This window comes from Nonomuraea sp. NPDC048882 (assembly GCF_040649755.1).
Classification (GTDB): Bacteria; Actinomycetota; Actinomycetes; order Streptosporangiales; family Streptosporangiaceae; genus Nonomuraea; species Nonomuraea maheshkhaliensis.
This window is the reverse complement of the sequence record NZ_JBEZGB010000019.1, coordinates 22682-35008: the sequence shown is the minus strand read 5'-3', so window position 1 is coordinate 35008 and position 12327 is coordinate 22682. Positions and strand designations below refer to the sequence as shown.

Genomic DNA, 12327 nt, shown 5'->3' with positions numbered 1-12327 from the left:
CCTTCGTCGAAGTACCCCGAGCCTCGCAGGCCCGGCCCGCTGTACTTGTGGTAGATGCGGTCGGCCTTGAAGGAGAGGGTCAGCCTGGTGATGCCGAAGCTGGGGTCGACCGGGAACGAGACCTTCTTGGTGATGGTGATCTTGCAGTTGCCGTCGTAGCAGGCACGCAGGTTGGGCTTGGCGGCGGCGGGAGCGACGGCGGGGAGGAGAGCGAGGGACGCGGCCACCGCCAGGGCGGCGGTCCTGATCGTGGCGGACATGATCCTCCTTGAGTTCCGCTGGCGGATGGAATGGAATGTCCTGAGCGCGCCCAATATCAGCCCATTCCTCGGGGACCGGTCCCGGAGTGGTGGGCGCGGTGAGCGCTGCTCCTCTTCGCGCTGGACTCAGCAGACCTTGGGGGCCGGCGGGGGGACATCGACGCCCGGACCCTGCGCTCCGGCCTCCACGCACTCCTCGCGCCCGGGACCTGACCCGAGCCGGCTCTGCCCCCGTGGGGTTGACGGGACAAATGAACGCTTTTTTAATTCGCTCAACGACGTGTCCCACAACAGACGGGAAACGAGAGCCCATGAAGGTACAGATCGACTCCGGACGATGCCATGGTCACGGGCGCTGCTACGACCTGGCGCCCGGGCTGTTCGGCGAGGACGACGAGGGCTACGGCACGGTGCTCGGCGGTGGCCCCGTACCGCCGGAGCAGGAGGAAGGGGCGCGCCTGGCCTCGTCCAACTGCCCGGAACGCGCGATCGAGGTGCTGGACGGAGCACTGCGATGACGGCCGGCGAGCGCTTCGGCGAGGAGCTGGAGGAGCAGCGCAAGAGCCGCCCGATCGGCACCGTCACGGAGATCGTCACCGACCCGGTCTCGGACTGGGCGACCGACTTCTCCCATGTCGATCCCGTATGGGCGGCCGATCCCTATCCGATCCAGGACGACCTGCGGCAGCGCTGCCCGATCGCGCACACCGAGCGGTTCGGCGGGGTGTGGCTGCCCACCAAGTACGAGGACGTCGCCGCGGTCGCGTACGACACCGAGCGCTTCACCTCCCGGGCCATCATCGTGAGCAACGTGCGCCCGCCGAAGGAGCTGGCCCCGGTGGGGGCCGTGCCGCCGATCTCCTCCGATCCGCCCTTCCACCACGACGCCAGGAAGCTGCTGCTGCCGGCGTTCACCAAGTCGGCGGTGGCCAAGCGGGAGGAGGCGACCAGGGCGTTCTGCCACGCGCTGATCGACCGGATGGAGGGCCGGGAGGTCGTGGACGCCGCCCGCGAGTACGCCCAGCACATCCCGATGCGGGTGATCTCCGACATGCTCGGCTTCCCGCCGGAGGACGGCCCGCGCTTCGCCCGGTTCGTCGAGATCGCGCTGGAGAGCATCAACCGGCCGCAGGACGAGCGACTGCAGGGCTTCGACCAGCTCACGGACTACCTGGTGGCGCAGATTCAGGATCACGTCGCCAACCCGCGTGACGACCTGACGACGTACCTCATCAACGCCGAGCTCTACGGCCGCAAGCTGGACCCCTTGCACGTCGTCGGCACGATGACGCTGCTGCTCATCGCGGGGATCGACACGACGTGGAGCGCGATCGGCGCGTCCCTGTGGCACCTGGCCAAGACGCCGGCCGACCGCGAACGGCTGGTGGCGGAGCCGGGGCTGCTGCCGACCGCGATGGAGGAGTTCCTGCGCGCCTACGCGCCGGTCACCATGGCCCGCCTGGTCAGAGAGGACATGAACTGGAACGGCGTGGACATGAAGGCCGACGACTGGATCCTGCTCTCCTTCCCCGCCGCCAACCGCGATCCGGCCCAGTTCGAGCGGGCCGGCGAGGTGGTCATCGACCGTGAGGTGAACCGGCACGCCGCCTTCGGGCTGGGCATCCACCGCTGCGTGGGCTCCCACCTGGCCCGGATGGAGCTGCGGGTGGCGCTGGAGGTCTGGCTGGAGCGTGTCCCGGTGTTCGAGCTGGCCGATCCGGCGTCGGTGACGTGGGCCGCCAGCCAGGTGCGCGGGCCTCGTGCGCTCCCCCTGCGCATCGGCTGATCCGGCGGGCATGGCCCACGCCCTGGACGGCGGGATGGAGTGAAACTAGAATCCAAATCTAGAATCTAGCTCCCATACCTGAGGTGGGCCATGCCACATCGGATCTATGTCGACGGCGAGTGGGTTCCGGCCGGCGGCGGCGCGGCGATACCGGTGGTGAACCCCACCACCGAGGAGGCCTTCGAGGAGGTGCCGCGCGGCGACGCCAAGGACGTGGCCAGAGCCGTGGAGGCGGCGGCCGCCGCGCTGCCCGCGTGGTCGGCCCGGCCCGCCGCCGAGCGTGCGGCGCTGTGCGCGGCCGTGGCGGAGGCGTTGCGGGAACGCACGGACGAGCTGGCCGAGATGATCGTGGACGAGCTGGGCATGCCGCTGCGGCTGACCCGGGCCATCCAGGTGGGCGCGCCGGTCCGTACGTTCGCCTCCATGCCCGACATCGCGGCGGGCCTGGAGTTCGAGGAGCGGCTCGGCGACTCGGTGGTCTACCGGGACCCGATCGGCGTGGTCGGCGCGATCACCCCGTGGAACTATCCGCTGCACCAGATCGCCGCCAAGGTCGCCCCCGCGCTCACCGCGGGCTGCACGGTGGTGCTCAAGCCGAGCGAGGTGACGCCGCTCAACGCGTTCGTGCTGGCCGACGTGATGCACGAGGCGGGGTTCCCGCCGGGCGTGTTCAACCTGGTCTCGGGCACCGGGCCGGAGGCCGGGGAGGCGCTGGCCGCGCATCCGCTGGTGGACATGATCTCCTTCACCGGCTCCACCAGGGCCGGGCGGCGGGTCGCCGAGCTGGCCGCCGCCGGGGTCAAGCGCACCGCGCTGGAGCTGGGCGGCAAGTCGCCGAACGTGCTGCTCGACGACCTCGGCGACGCCGCGTTCGAGGACGCGGTACGCAAGGGCGTCGGCGCCTGCTACCTCAACTCGGGCCAGACCTGCTCGGCGCTGACCCGGCTGCTCGTCCCGCGCGAGCGGCTGGCCCGGGCGGAGACGATCGCGGCCGAGGAGGCGCTGACGTACACGATCGGCGATCCCCGCGATCCGGCCACGCGGCTCGGTCCGCTGGTGTCGGCGGTGCAGCGGGAGCGCGTACGCGATCATCTGCGGGCGGCGGCCGAGGACGGCGCGACGATCCTGACCGGCGGGCCCGAGGCCCCCGACGGGCTGGAGCGCGGCTACTACGTGCGCCCGACCGTGCTGAGCGGGGTCACGCCCGAGTCGCGGATCGCCCAGGAGGAGATCTTCGGGCCGGTGCTGGTCGTGCTGCCCTACGACGGGGAGGACGACGCGGTGCGCATCGCCAACGGGACCGCGTACGGGCTGGCGGCCGGCGTGCGCTCCGCGGACCCCGGGCGCGCCCGACGGGTGGCCAGGCGGCTGCGGGCCGGGCAGATCCGCGTCAACGACGGCGCGCACAACGGCCTGGCGCCCTTCGGCGGCTTCAAGCAGTCGGGGTACGGCCGCGAGTACGGCCGCTTCGGGCTGGAGGAGTTCCTCACCACCACGTCCGTGCAGCTCTGACCCTCCGGATGGTCAGACTGGCCGGCGTCGTCACCGCCCTCGGCAGCAGTTCGGCCGCCTGCGGAGTGCGCGATGACCGTTCCACCTGATACGTCTCCTCCTGACACGCGGCGGGACGTGCGCCCTGGATGGGTGCGGGTCGACTGCCACGTGCACACCGTCGCGTCCGGCGACGCCGTCACCACGCTCGGCCAGCTGGCCGAGCGGGTCGCGGCCCACCGGATCGACGTCGTCTGCCTCACCGAGCACAACCTGCTGGCGGGGACGGCGGAGCGGCTGTCGAGGGAGATCGGGGCCCGGGTGGTGCCCGGCGAGGAGATCCGCACCGGCTCGGGCGAGCTGATCGGGCTGTTCCTGACCGAGCGGGTCCCGTACGTGCTGGCGGCCCGGGAGGTGGTGCGGCGGATCCGCGCGCAGGGCGGGATCGTGTGCGCGCCGCACCCGTACGACCCGCTGCGCTCGGGCGTCGGGGCCGAGCTCGGCGCGATGTGCGCGGCCGGGCTGATCGACGCGGTGGAGGTGTTCAACGCCAAGGTCGCCGACCAGGAGCACAACCGGGCCGCGCTGCGGACGGCGCTGGCGTACGGGCTGCCCGGCACGGTGGGCTCGGACGCGCACGATCCGGACGGGGTCGGGGCGGCGTATCTGGAGATGCCCGACTTCGACGGCCCCGGCTCCTTCCTGGACGCCCTGCGCGAGGCGGAGCGATATGGCGAGTACCGCCCGCACGCGCCCCGCTACCCGCCCAGGCCCCGGCCGGGAACACGCTGATCGGGCCGCCGCACACCACCGGCCGACGTACCGAGAGCCTCGGTGAGGCCGGTGATGGCCGTGACCAGGTCGGCGCCCAGCCGCCGCCAGGCCGCGGCGGCCACCGCAGCGGGCGGCTGCTCCCGGGCCAGCTCCGTCTCCAGCTCGGCCGACATGTGCACGATGAGCTGCCGGGTCATGTCCTTCGACCGGCCGACGCCGGAGCCGTGGGAGTCGTGCAGGCGGCGCAGGGAGGCCGTGTTCAGGTGCGCCCGCACGGCGTACTCGCGCAGCGCCGGCTCGACCGTGACCTGCGCGAGGAAGCGGCCGTACCAGGAGGGTGTGCCCAGCTCTATGTGGTGCTCGATGCGGGGCAGCACGATGTGGCGGACCCGGTCGCGCGGGCCGGGCTCGCCCTGGCGGGCCGCCAGGGCGAGCCGGTGCCGTTCGATCGCCTCGGCGTGCTCGGCCAGGATCGCCTTGATCAGGTCGTCGCGGCCGGAGAAGTGATACTGCACCGCCGACTTGTTGCGCTGCCCCGCCGCCTCCCCGATCTGCCGCAGGGACACCTCGGCCAGGCCGTGGGTGGCGTACAGGCGCTCGGCCGTACGCATGATCACGGTCCTGGCCAGGACGGCACGAGCCGACGCCGGAGCGGTTGTCACCAGGTGACCCAGACGTCCTCGAGCCCGCCGGACAGCAGCCCCTTGCGCAGCCGCAGGCCGTCCACGCCGTCGCGCAGCCGCAGCGTCGGCAGCCTGCGGACGAGCGTGCCGAGCACCACCTGCAGCTCCAGGCGGGCCAGCGGCTGGCCGAGGCAGTAGTGGGAGCCCGCGCCGAAGCTCAGGTGCTGGGCGGCGTTGGCGCGGCGCGGGTCGAACCGCTCGGGCTCGTCGAACCTGCGCGGGTCGCGGTTGGCGGCGGGCCGGCACGGGATGACGGTCGCTCCGGCCGGCACCACGGATCCGTCCAGGTCGGCGTCCTCGGTGGCGACGCGGGGGAAGCCGATGACGCTGAGCGTGGTGTCCAGCCGCAGGACCTCCTCCACGGTGCCCTGGATGAGCTCCGGGTCGTCGATGACCGCCTGGTAGCGCTCGCGCTCCGACAGGAGCATGGCCGCCATGATGGCGATCATGTTGGAGGTGGTCTCGTGGCCGGCCAGCAGCAGCGCGCGTACGGTGGCGATGAGCTCCTGGTGGCTGAGCCGCCCGTCCTCGCTGTCGGAGATCTGGGTGAGCTCGCTGAGCAGGTCGTCGCCCGGGTCGGCGCGCCTTTCGTCGACGAGGTCGGAGACGTAGGCGTCGAAGTCCCGGTAGGCCTCCTCCACCTCCGCCTGGCTGTAGCGGGTCAGCGTGAGCATGACCTGCGACCAGTGGGCGAACTTGTCCTGGTCCTTGCTCGGCGCGCCGACGAGCGCGCAGATGACCCGTACCGGCAGGGGCAGCCCGAGCCCGGCCGACAGGTTGGCCGGGGAGCCCCACTTGACCATCTCGTCCACGAGCTCGTCGGCCATGGCCTGCACGCGGGGCCGCCACGCCTCCATCCGCTTGATGGTGAAGGAGCGGCTCAGCAGCCGCCGCCAGCGCATGTGCCCCTCCCCCTCCCTCAGGTCCGTGCCCTCACTGGCCCGCGCGAAGATGCCGCCGTCCTTCGTGGTGGACACGCGCGCGGCGTCGCCGCCGCCCCGGCGGAAGCGCGAGTCGGTGAGCACGGTGCGCACGTCGTCGTAGCGGGTGAGCAGGCGGGCGGTGTCGCCGCTGGGCAGCCGCACGTGCGCCACCGGGCAGCCGGCCTGCAGCTCGGCCCACTCCTGCGGCGGCTCCAGCGTGGCGGATCGGTCGAACGGGTAGTTCGGCAGGCTGTCGCTCATCGGCCCTCCATCGTTGACATGTCGATCAACTTTAAGGCGCTCGCCTTAGTTAAACCAGAGCCCCGGAGGATTCGGGCATCCGGCGACAGGCGGGGTACGAGTCCCCCGATGTGTGCATGAAACACTCGATGTGTAGAGTGCACACCGCTCTCACGTCGATCACAGAAGGGGGAATCGCGTGGCCGAGCCCGGTTCCGGGGGCCGCCCCCATGGCATCGTCACCGTGATGGCGGTGGCCGGTATCGTCGCCTCTCTCACCCAGACCCTGGTCGTGCCGCTGATCGGCGAGCTGCCGGTGCTGCTCGGCACCTCGGCGTCGAACGCCTCCTGGGTGGTCACGGCCACGCTGCTGGCCGGAGCGGTGACGACGCCGGTGATGGGACGGCTGGGCGACCTGTACGGCAAGCGCCGGATGATGCTCGTCTGCACGGTCCCCCTCGTCCTCGGCTGCGTCGTCTGCGCGCTCGCCGGCTCCCTCGCCCCGATGGTCATCGGCCGCGGGCTGCAGGGCATGGGCATGGGGGTGATCCCGCTGGGCATCAGCGCGCTGCGCGACGTGCTGCCGCCCGACCGGCTGGGCCCGGCCATCGCGCTGATGAGCTCGTCCATGGGCATCGGCGGCGCGCTCGGCCTGCCGGTGGCCGCCGGGGTCGCCGAGTACGCCAGCTGGCGGGCGCTGTTCTGGGCCGCGGCCGTGCTGAGCCTGGCGGTCGGCGTCCTCATCCGGCTGCTGGTGCCGCCCACGCCCGCCGCGGCACGGGGCCGCATCGACCTGGTGGGCGCGCTGGGGCTCGGCGCGGGCCTGGTCTGCCTGCTGCTCGGCGTCTCGAAGGGCGCCGACTGGGGCTGGACCAGCGGCACCACGCTCGGGCTGCTGGCCGCGGCGGCGGTCGTCCTGCCCCTGTGGGGCTGGTGGGAGTTGCGCGTCCGCGACCCCCTGGTCGACCTGCGGGTCACCGCTCGGCCTCAGGTGCTGCTGACCAACGTGGCCTCGATCGTGGTCGGCTTCTCGATGTTCGCCCAGTCGCTCATCGTGATCCAGATCCTGCAGCTGCCCGAGGCCACCGGCTACGGCCTGGGCCAGTCGATGCTGGCCGCCGGTCTGTGGATGGCGCCGTCGGGGCTGATGATGATGGTCATCTCACCGGTCGGCGCCCGCCTGTCGGCCGCCCGGGGCCCCAAGGTGACGCTGATGGTCGGCAGCCTGGTCATGGCCCTCGGGTACGGCTCCTCCATGCTCCTGCTCGGCAGCCCGTTCGGACTGCTGATCGTCACCTGCCTGTGCGCCGTCGGCATCGGGTTCGCCTACGGCTCGATGCCCGCGCTCATCATGGGTGCGGTGCCCCGCTCGGAGACCGGCGCCGCCAACAGCTTCAACACCCTCATGCGCTCGATCGGCACCACGGTGTCGGCGGCGGTGGTCGGGGTGGTCCTGTCGCAGTTGACCATCGACTTCGGCGGCCGGGCGCTGCCGTCGGAGGCGGGGTTCCGTACCGGCATGCTGATCGGATGCGGGGCCGCGCTGGCCGCCGCGGCGATCACCCTGGCGCTGCCGGGGCGGCGCGACCCCGAGCCGGTGGCCGTGCCCGCCGCCGCCGTCGAGCAACACTGACCGCGCGGAGCCACCCCGAGCGCGCGGGCACCATCATGCCGCCTTGACCAGCGCGGACGGCGGCCCGACGCGGTCAAGATTCCTTGAACGTCATGACGCGGGGTGGTTCGTGGCGCCGCCGCCTCCCCTGGCTTAGCGTGCCGCTGCAGATCTCTTCTGCGGTTGTACCAAAGGGGGTAATTCATGCTGCGTCATTCCCTGGCCGGCGGTCTCGTCCTGGCCGCCGCCAGCTGTTTCCTGGCCGCCGGATCCGTCGCGCACGCCGACATCTACGCGCCGTACGCGAGGGCCGGCGCGATCGTCGACGCCGACGGGGCACTGAACAACTACAAGAACGTCATCTCCTCCGAGCGGGTCGACACCGGCCGCTACTGCGTGGAGTTCTCCCACAAGGTGGACGTCACCGGCGCCCTGATCCAGATCACCCCGCGTGACCCACGGCGCCTGCCGCACATCGCCTACCGGAACCCGTCCTCGACGTGCGAGGGCCACAACACGCTCGCCATCCACGTCTACAACACCAGCACGGGGCACCTGGCGGACGGCGGCTTCGACGTCACCATCTCCTGACCGGGACAGAAAGGCACAAAGACATGAACACCATCAAGCGCCTGGCCGCGACGGCTCTCACCGCCGCCGCGGTCCTTGCCCCGGTCGCTCCCGCCCTGGCCGACACGCCGTACGCCCAGGCGTCGATCGTGATCGGCAAGGACGGCTCACCGGTGGGCGACAGCAAGAACGTCGTGCACGCCTGGCAGGTGCGCGAGGGGCTCTACTGCATCATCCTCAGCCATGAGGTCGACCTGGGCGGCCCGGTGGCGGTGCACGCCACGTCGGTGGGCCTGTGGGGCGATCCGCGCTGGCTGAGCGTGACCGTGAAGTCCCCGTGGTGCCACGCGGGCCACCACGGCGTCTCGGTGCGCAGCACCGACACCGAGGGTCACCCGAGCGACGCCTCGTTCGTCCTGACCGTCTCCTGACGGACCCGAACGGGGGCCCGCCACCATCGTGGCGGGCCCCCGCCGGTTTCTCGGGACTTTCGTCCCTACGCTCGCGGCCACGCCCGCTGTAGCGTCGGAGGCATGATTCGGGTGTTCCTGCTGGACGACCATGAGGTCGTCCGGCGTGGCGTGGCGGCGTTGCTGGAGTCCGAGGACGACATCGAGGTGATCGGCGAGGCCGGGACGGCCGAGTCCGCCATCGCCCGCATTCCCGCGCTCGCGCCAGACGTGGCGGTGCTGGACGTACGGCTGCCGGACGGCAACGGCGTGGACGTGTGCCGCGAGGTGCGCTCCCGGGTGCCGGGGCTGGCGTGCCTGATGCTGACGTCCTTCGCCGACGACGACGCCCTGTTCGACGCGGTCATGGCCGGAGCCGCCGGCTACGTGCTCAAGCAGATCCACGGCTCCAACCTGGTCGGCGCGGTCCGCACGGTCGCCTCCGGGCAGTCGCTGCTCGACCCCCAGACCACCGCCGCCATGCTGCACCGCCTGCGCGACCAGGCCGCCAAGAAGGACCCCCTCGCCTCCCTGACCGAGCAGGAACGCCACATCCTCGACCTCATCGGCGAGGGGCTGACGAACCGGCAGATCGGCGAGCGCATGTTCCTGGCCGAGAAGACGGTCAAGAACTACGTCTCCAACCTACTGGCCAAGCTCAGCATGCAGCGCCGCACCCAGGCCGCCGCGCTCTCCGCCCGCCTGCGCGCGGGACGCACCGACTGAAGGGCCCCGGCTCACTCCATCGTGAAGACGAAGCGGTGCGCGCCTGAGGGGATTCGGGCCGTCAGGCGTACGCGGTGGATCGTCTCGTGCTCGCCGCGGTGGCCACGTACGTCCCGTTCCTCGGCCCGGGCCCGCCATCCGGGCGGGACCGCGAGCGCGAGCGGCCCCCAGCTCACCCGTCCCGGCGCCACGGACGGGCGGACACGGGAGACGAACAGCTCCTCCACCAGCGCGTCCCCGGTGCGGAGATCGAAGGTGTCCTCCAGCTCCAGCCGCCCGGCCCGCCAGCGGAACGTGCGGACGAGCCGGTCGAGCGCGGGGACGTCGTAGGCGGCGGTGAGGTCGAGCGCGAACGTCAGCGCGCCGTCGCCGGCCGCGTGCGCGACGACCTCGGCGCGGCGGCCGGGGCCCGGCGACTGGCCGGAGCCGTCGATCAGGGGGACGGAGTGCCATTCCGCCGAGGCGTGGGGCACCCGGTAGCGGCCCTCGCGGAAGTAGTCGCGGGTGTACTCGGGCGCGCCGAGGTCGTCGAGCAGCGTCCGCCCGTGGCCGCGCAGCACGAAGTGGCCGAGGTCGAGGTGGTTGTGCGGCTCGTCGTTGTGGCCGCCCTTGGCGGCGAAGGCGGTGCCGCCCGACCTGGCCACCACGATCGCGGCGTTCGGCAGGTACGAGCACGGCTCCGGGCCTGCTTCCGGGACGTCCTCCGACCACCACAGCGTGCGGCTCAGGTGGCCCCACCGGTAGCAGGGGTCGTCGTGGAAGGACGGCTCGCCGGTGCGGACCGGCAGAGGAACGCCGAGGCGGCCGGACAGGCGGCACAACAACCCCAGGGGGTAGACGCCCTCGCCGTGCGCGTCGGCGAAGGCGGGCCTGGCGCCGTCGCCGAGGTCGATCCTGGCCGGGTACGCGGCCATCTCCCGTACGTGCGGATCGTCCAGCAGGTCCTCCCCGGTGTGCTCGCGCAGCGCCTCGGCGAAGTAGGTGAAGTAGCCGAACCCGTACGTCCAGTAGTCCGGCCCCTCCAGGCAGGCACCGTCCCGGCCCGCGCCCGACAGGAACGCCTCCATGGCCGCGCGCAGCCGGGGCAGCAGCACGGGCAGGTGGGACGAGCCGAGGGCGAGCGCGGCCAGGCCGGCCGCCCCGGCGCAGACGGCCGGCCAGTTGTGCCGGGCGCTCTCCCACCACATCGGGGCCGGATCACCATAAAGAGGACGCAACACCCTGCGGTCCACCTCCTCACGGACCCGGGCCAGGACGCGGGGGTCGGCCAGGCCGTCGAGCAGGGAGGCGGCCTCGGCCAGGGTGTGGCCGGTCTCGGCGGCGAACAGGTCCACGAACGTGTCCGGCGGGCGGTCCTGCGGCTCGTGGGCCGGCAGGACCCAGGTGCGCTCGTCGCACACCGACCACAGCAGGTCGTCCAGCGCCGGGTCGGGCCGGCCGTCGAGGTGCGCGGCCAGGACGAGGGCGGCCAGGCGGCGGCGGCGTTCGAAATAGGCGCGCTCGTACGCCTGCCGCTCGCCGGTGTCCGCGAAGCGGCGCCAGAGGGTGAAGGTGAGCTCGGGGGCCGGAGTGGCGCGGGCCCGGTCGGCCTCCGCGCGGATCTCGCGGACCATCCGGCCAAGGCCGGCCTGCCGGGGGGTGGGGGTGGCGGTCATGCGTCCTTCCAGGTCACGGCGCGCCGGCCGCTTCGGTCTGCGGCGTCCGCCTCGCGGCACCCAACGTAACCGGTCCTGGCCGGCTCGGCGCGGGCGTACCAGGGGAAATTGTCTCGCGACCGGCGGCGGCCCCGGATAGATTCGCTGGTGTGCACGAACCCCTCGAGATCGCGTGTGACGAGTCCGGCGCGGAGGGCGAGAAGCTCATCGGCGGCAACACCGACACGTTCGCGCACGCCAGCGTGCTGATGGACGCCGAGACGGCGCTGGCCTGCGTCGCGGAGCTGCGCGTGCGGGCGCCCACGCCCGCCTCCGAGTACGCCGCGGGCCACGTGCTGCGCGACAAGCACCGGGCGGCGCTGCTGTGGCTGCTCAGCCCGAGCGGGCCGGTGCTCGGCAACGTGCGCGTGTTTCTCACCGACAAGACCTTCTACCTGGTGGGCAAGGTCGCCGGGCTGCTCCAGGACGACCACGCGCCGCGCATCGGCCTCGACCCGGCCGCCGTGGACACGGCGCTGACCCTCTACCGGGAGGGCCCGCGGGCGTTCGGCGCCGAGCGGTGGGCGGCCTTCCTCGACTCCTTCAACTACCTGCTGCGGGCCAAGAACGGCCAGGGGGTCGTCACGTCGGTCGAGGAGACGTTCGGGCTGGTCGACGAGCTGCGCGGGGCCGGCGGCGCGGCGGGGGCGATCATGGAGTCGCTGTGGCGGTCGCGGGCGCGGGCCGAGGCGTTCAGGGAACGGCTGCTCGACGACCCCTACGTGTTCCCCGCGCTCGACCCGCTCATCCCGGCGATCGTCCGGGCGGTGACGTACTGGGGCGCGGGCGGCGGCCCCGTCATGGTCGTGCACGACCGGCAGACCACACTGACCGACGAGCGCGTCGCGCAGATGCGCGAGATCGCCGGCGGCCGGATGGCCGGGCTGCGGCTGGTCGACTCGGAGCTGGACGAGCGGGTGCAGGTCGCCGACGTGATGGCGGGCGTGGTCCGCAAGGTGGCCGCCGACGAGCTGCACGGCCGCGGCGATCCCGTGCTGACCGAGCTGATCCGCCCGTACGTGGATCCTGAGTCGATCTGGGGTGCGCCCCGCCTCGCCCCCGACCAGGTCATGTCCCGGTAAACAGGGCCACCCCACCTCTGTCGTCACGATACGCGTC

Annotated in this window: 12 protein-coding genes; 9 read left to right on the top strand and 3 right to left on the bottom strand. The window is 72.4% G+C overall.

Annotation, left to right across the window (positions count from 1 at the left end; genetic code table 11):
• Positions 1 to 571: 571 nt before the first annotated feature.
• The 4 genes from AB0C27_RS45390 to AB0C27_RS45375 all read left to right on the top strand — a co-directional run bounded on the left by AB0C27_RS45390 (position 572) and on the right by AB0C27_RS45375 (position 4329).
• Entirely contained in the window at positions 572 to 778 is a 207-nt protein-coding gene (locus AB0C27_RS45390; protein ID WP_346114296.1) for a ferredoxin, read from the top strand.
• Positions 775 to 2046: a cytochrome P450 gene (locus AB0C27_RS45385; protein WP_357858718.1), complete on the top strand. Its 1272-nt coding sequence runs from the start codon at positions 775 to 777 to the stop codon at positions 2044 to 2046. Before AB0C27_RS45390 ends, AB0C27_RS45385 begins: the two co-directional genes overlap by 4 nt.
• Before the next feature lie 90 nt (positions 2047 to 2136).
• The gene (locus tag AB0C27_RS45380; protein WP_357858715.1) at positions 2137 to 3558 is read left to right on the top strand and encodes an aldehyde dehydrogenase family protein; all 1422 of its coding nucleotides are present in this window, start codon (positions 2137 to 2139) and stop codon (positions 3556 to 3558) included.
• A 117-nt stretch (positions 3559 to 3675) separates the two neighbouring features.
• Positions 3676 to 4329 carry a PHP domain-containing protein gene (locus tag AB0C27_RS45375; protein WP_357858712.1) on the top strand — a complete coding sequence of 218 codons (654 nt, stop codon included), beginning with the start codon at positions 3676 to 3678 and terminating at the stop codon, positions 4327 to 4329.
• Here the strand turns inward: AB0C27_RS45375 and AB0C27_RS45370 are convergent.
• Complete coding sequence (locus AB0C27_RS45370; RefSeq protein ID WP_357858709.1) at positions 4296 to 4973, bottom strand: TetR family transcriptional regulator; 678 nt, start codon at positions 4971 to 4973, stop codon at positions 4296 to 4298. The two genes, AB0C27_RS45375 and AB0C27_RS45370, sit on opposite strands and share 34 nt — an antisense overlap.
• On the bottom strand, positions 4970 to 6178 hold the full coding sequence (locus AB0C27_RS45365) for a cytochrome P450 (RefSeq protein ID WP_357858707.1): 1209 nt from the start codon (positions 6176 to 6178) through the stop codon (positions 4970 to 4972). Before AB0C27_RS45365 ends, AB0C27_RS45370 begins: the two co-directional genes overlap by 4 nt.
• Positions 6179 to 6356: 178 nt before the next feature.
• Here AB0C27_RS45365 and AB0C27_RS45360 point away from each other — a divergent pair, with 178 nt between their 5' ends.
• The 4 genes from AB0C27_RS45360 (at position 6357) to AB0C27_RS45345 (ending at position 9514) form a co-directional block, all read left to right on the top strand.
• Complete coding sequence (locus AB0C27_RS45360; RefSeq protein ID WP_357858704.1) at positions 6357 to 7790, top strand: MFS transporter; 1434 nt, start codon at positions 6357 to 6359, stop codon at positions 7788 to 7790.
• A 183-nt stretch (positions 7791 to 7973) separates the two neighbouring features.
• Positions 7974 to 8360 carry a hypothetical protein gene (locus AB0C27_RS45355; protein WP_357858701.1) on the top strand — a complete coding sequence of 129 codons (387 nt, stop codon included), beginning with the start codon at positions 7974 to 7976 and terminating at the stop codon, positions 8358 to 8360.
• 23 nt (positions 8361 to 8383) lie between these two features.
• Entirely contained in the window at positions 8384 to 8770 is a 387-nt protein-coding gene (locus tag AB0C27_RS45350) for a hypothetical protein (RefSeq protein WP_357858699.1), read from the top strand.
• Positions 8771 to 8872: 102 nt separating this feature from the next.
• Positions 8873 to 9514: a response regulator transcription factor gene (locus AB0C27_RS45345; protein WP_357858696.1), complete on the top strand. Its 642-nt coding sequence runs from the start codon at positions 8873 to 8875 to the stop codon at positions 9512 to 9514.
• An 11-nt stretch (positions 9515 to 9525) separates the two neighbouring features.
• Here the strand turns inward: AB0C27_RS45345 and AB0C27_RS45340 are convergent, their stop codons facing one another.
• Positions 9526 to 11169 (bottom strand): heparinase II/III family protein, encoded by a 1644-nt coding sequence (locus AB0C27_RS45340; RefSeq protein WP_357858693.1) that lies wholly within the window; start codon positions 11167 to 11169, stop codon positions 9526 to 9528.
• A 149-nt stretch (positions 11170 to 11318) separates the two neighbouring features.
• Between AB0C27_RS45340 and AB0C27_RS45335 the strand changes: the two genes are divergently transcribed.
• Positions 11319 to 12290 carry a hypothetical protein gene (locus tag AB0C27_RS45335; protein WP_357858690.1) on the top strand — a complete coding sequence of 324 codons (972 nt, stop codon included), beginning with the start codon at positions 11319 to 11321 and terminating at the stop codon, positions 12288 to 12290.
• Positions 12291 to 12327 lie beyond the last annotated feature (37 nt).